General features: G+C 38.8%; 3 protein-coding genes. 1 reads left to right on the plus strand and 2 read right to left on the minus strand.

Annotated features, from left to right (window positions below):
* Positions 1–539: 539 nt before the first annotated feature.
* On the plus strand, positions 540–680 hold the full coding sequence (locus tag KGY70_20115; GenBank protein MBS3777511.1) for a hypothetical protein: 141 nt from the start codon (positions 540–542) through the stop codon (positions 678–680).
* An 82-nt stretch (positions 681–762) separates the two neighbouring features.
* Here the strand turns inward: KGY70_20115 and KGY70_20120 are convergent, their stop codons facing one another.
* Positions 763–2,667, minus strand: a complete 1,905-nt coding sequence (locus KGY70_20120; protein ID MBS3777512.1) for an AMP-binding protein — start codon at positions 2,665–2,667, stop codon at positions 763–765.
* A 110-nt stretch (positions 2,668–2,777) separates the two neighbouring features.
* Positions 2,778–2,973, minus strand: a 196-nt coding sequence (locus KGY70_20125; protein MBS3777513.1) for a penicillin acylase family protein, incomplete at its 5' end; no start/stop codon positions are given.

Genomic DNA, 2,973 nt, shown 5'->3' on the forward strand with positions numbered 1-2,973 from the left:
ATATTATGGCCAGGACTGTGTTAAAGTGAATAAAACTGAACAAATCCTCTATAACGATCACACTTCAATTTATTTATTGATGTAGTTATTTGATTGAAATTTAAGTGTTTTTATTATACTTTAGAAAATTTTGTCTCCGTTAATCTCATGAGAAACATTCGAAATCGGTTTTAGTTAGAGTCTGTCTATAATATCCGCTGGCTGCGTTACGCTCGTTTTTCATACCAGTCGATTACATCAAGTAAACTCCTGACATTCAAAACTCGCAAGCCTTGCCAGCGAACATTCTAGACAAGACTCTTTCAAATCTCTTTGACTTTATAGACAAACACTAGTTAATGTTCTGCATAAATCTTGGTTAGTTGTTTGTCGGTTATCGGATGTTTCTTTTTTTCGGGTATTTTCTTTATTTTTTTACTCAAGGGTCTTCTGAAATCTTATAAAGGTGTTAAGGATTCTATATCGGAAGTTTTATAAAATCCTTTCCCTAACCACTTTGGTAGTAAAATGAGGGATTAAACCAATTAAAAGTAATTACCATGTCTAAAAAAGAATCTGAGGTTAAATGTCCCTATTGTGGTGTAGAATTTGACAAAGCTTTGGAAAAAATGCCTATTCCTGTTGAAGATTGTGAAAGTGGATTTTGTCAGTGTGGTTATACTGCTGAATTATTAAGATAATATATGGAGTAGGGTTCGGTATCCCAACAAAAATTTAGAATTTTTTATGATTGTTATAAATTTGAAATGAAGAATTATTATTCTATGAAAAGGTTTTTATAATGTTTTTGTTTTGATGGTTAAGTATATTTTTCCCTTCTGGGGTGTAGAGAAAATCTATTCGGTCCTTATAATATTTCTCAATATTTCTTCTTACGATTTTAAGGGTACTGTTGAGCATCTTGTTTTCTTCAGTAAACCCTTCACCAAGAACTGCAATAGCAGCCGGCAACCACCTGTCAGGGAACATACCCTCAAATTCTCCGCCCTTTTTGAATTGGTCGATTTCACCCTGTATTAGTTCCAGTGCCTTGTTTTGTCCCTCCTCATTCTGAAGAGAAAGCCCCTGTTCAGCCATGTAATTTTTAACGGCTTCCTTGTTGGGAACGATCAGAACTACGGTATAGGGGTCCTGGTTATTATGCAACATACATTGGTCAATGTAATCGGAGTGTTCTATCAATGCTTCCTCAATGGATTCCGGGCTGAACTTTTCCCCGTCATCACTGATAAGCAAGCTTTTATACCTGCCCAAAACGTAAAGAAATCCGTCTTTATCCATATATCCCAGGTCCCCTGTATAAAACCAGCCGTCTTTGATGCTTTCCCTGGTTGCCTTTTCGTTTTTCCAGTATCCTACCATGACATTTTCTCCTTTTACCACGATTTCACCCTTTTCACCTAGTGGAACCTCTTTCCCTTTCTCATCGCAAATTTTAACATCGATGTTTTTCACCAGAAAACCAGATGATCCCAGTTTATGCTTTTGGGGGGCATTGGAAGAGATGCAGGGGGAAGTCTCCGTGAGTCCATATCCCTGGAGCATAGGCATTCCGATTGCATAAAAGAAACGCTGAAGTTCGATATCCAGGAGGGCACCGCCACCGATGAAGCAATCCAGTTCACCGCCAAAGCCTTCCCGTATCTTGCTGAAAAAAAGTTTATCGTATAATTTTAACAAAGGAGTCTTCAAAGCCTGTAAACCTTTTCCCCTGTTATATCCTTCTTTATTATAGGAATAGGCTGTTTTCAATGCCCTGTTAAAAAGCTTTTCAACAATCGGTCCTTTTTCCTTGATTCCTTTCTCTATATTTTTCCTGAAGTTCTTAGCCAGGGCAGGTACACTGAGTAACAAATTTGGCTTAAGTTCTTTGATGTTTTTTGGAATGTTTTTCAATGTCTCCATTTTATTCTTGCCCACTTCAACAGCACCCATGCTCGCCCCGCTTGCTATGAAACTGTAAATACCAGCAGTGTGGGCAAAAGAATGGTCGAGAGGAAGAATAAGCAGTGTTTTATAATATTCCGGGATATCCATCAGACTCAGGGCTTGCTCCACGTTGACAGTATAATTTCGATGAGAGAGGATGATACCCTTGGGATCGGCTGTAGTACCGGAGGTGTAGCAGATATTGGCATAATCTGTAGGTTTAACCGATTGATACGTGTTCTCAAAATCCTCCGGTTTTGTTTTTAGAAAATTGACACCCTGGTTGTAAAGTTCTTCTTTTGGTAATTCCTCTTTTCCATACTTTTCCCGCGGATCAAGGTAAATGATTTTATCAAGATCGGGAAGATCATTTTTAATGGCATCAATCTTCCATGCTTGATTTCCTGACACAATGATCATCCGACTGCCCGAATGCGAAAGCCTGAACTTAAGTTCGGTGGTGGCATCCAGTTTCACGGATAAAGGTACATTGATTGCCCCTGTATACAATATTCCCAGTTCACTGATGATCCAATCTTTACGATTTTCCGATAACAGGGCTATTCTGTCGCCCTTTTTTACACCCAGGTTAATCAATCCGGCTGCGAATTGATGGACCTTCTGTTTTGTTTGGGAATAAGAGGTACTCATGTACCTACCGTTTTCTTTTTCCCAAAGAAGCGGATTTTCCGGATATCTAGCCGCATTCTTTTCAAAAAGATCTACTAGGGTTTCCATAAGCCTGAGGTTTATTCTGGATTGAATTGCTATATACTTTATTCTTAATCTTTTTTCCTGATCTTCCAGGTTCTTAATCATTTAAACAAGCGCTACCCGTCAAAATTTTTCTAATCTCCATCAATAGTCATCTGATAACGGGCATTTTGTTTTACAGCCCTTTTACTGAACAGGTCTCTGTGATATTGATTTTTAACATATGTCCGGGTCTGATCACAATAATACCGGCTGGACGGTATTCCTGAAGTACCGGTGGGAATAACTGTTCGCGAGCTGTCCCAGTTGGCCAGGGAATACACATGGCGC

The sequence above is a fragment of the Bacteroidales bacterium genome (genome assembly GCA_018334875.1).
Classification (GTDB): domain Bacteria; phylum Bacteroidota; class Bacteroidia; order Bacteroidales; family UBA12077; genus JAGXLC01.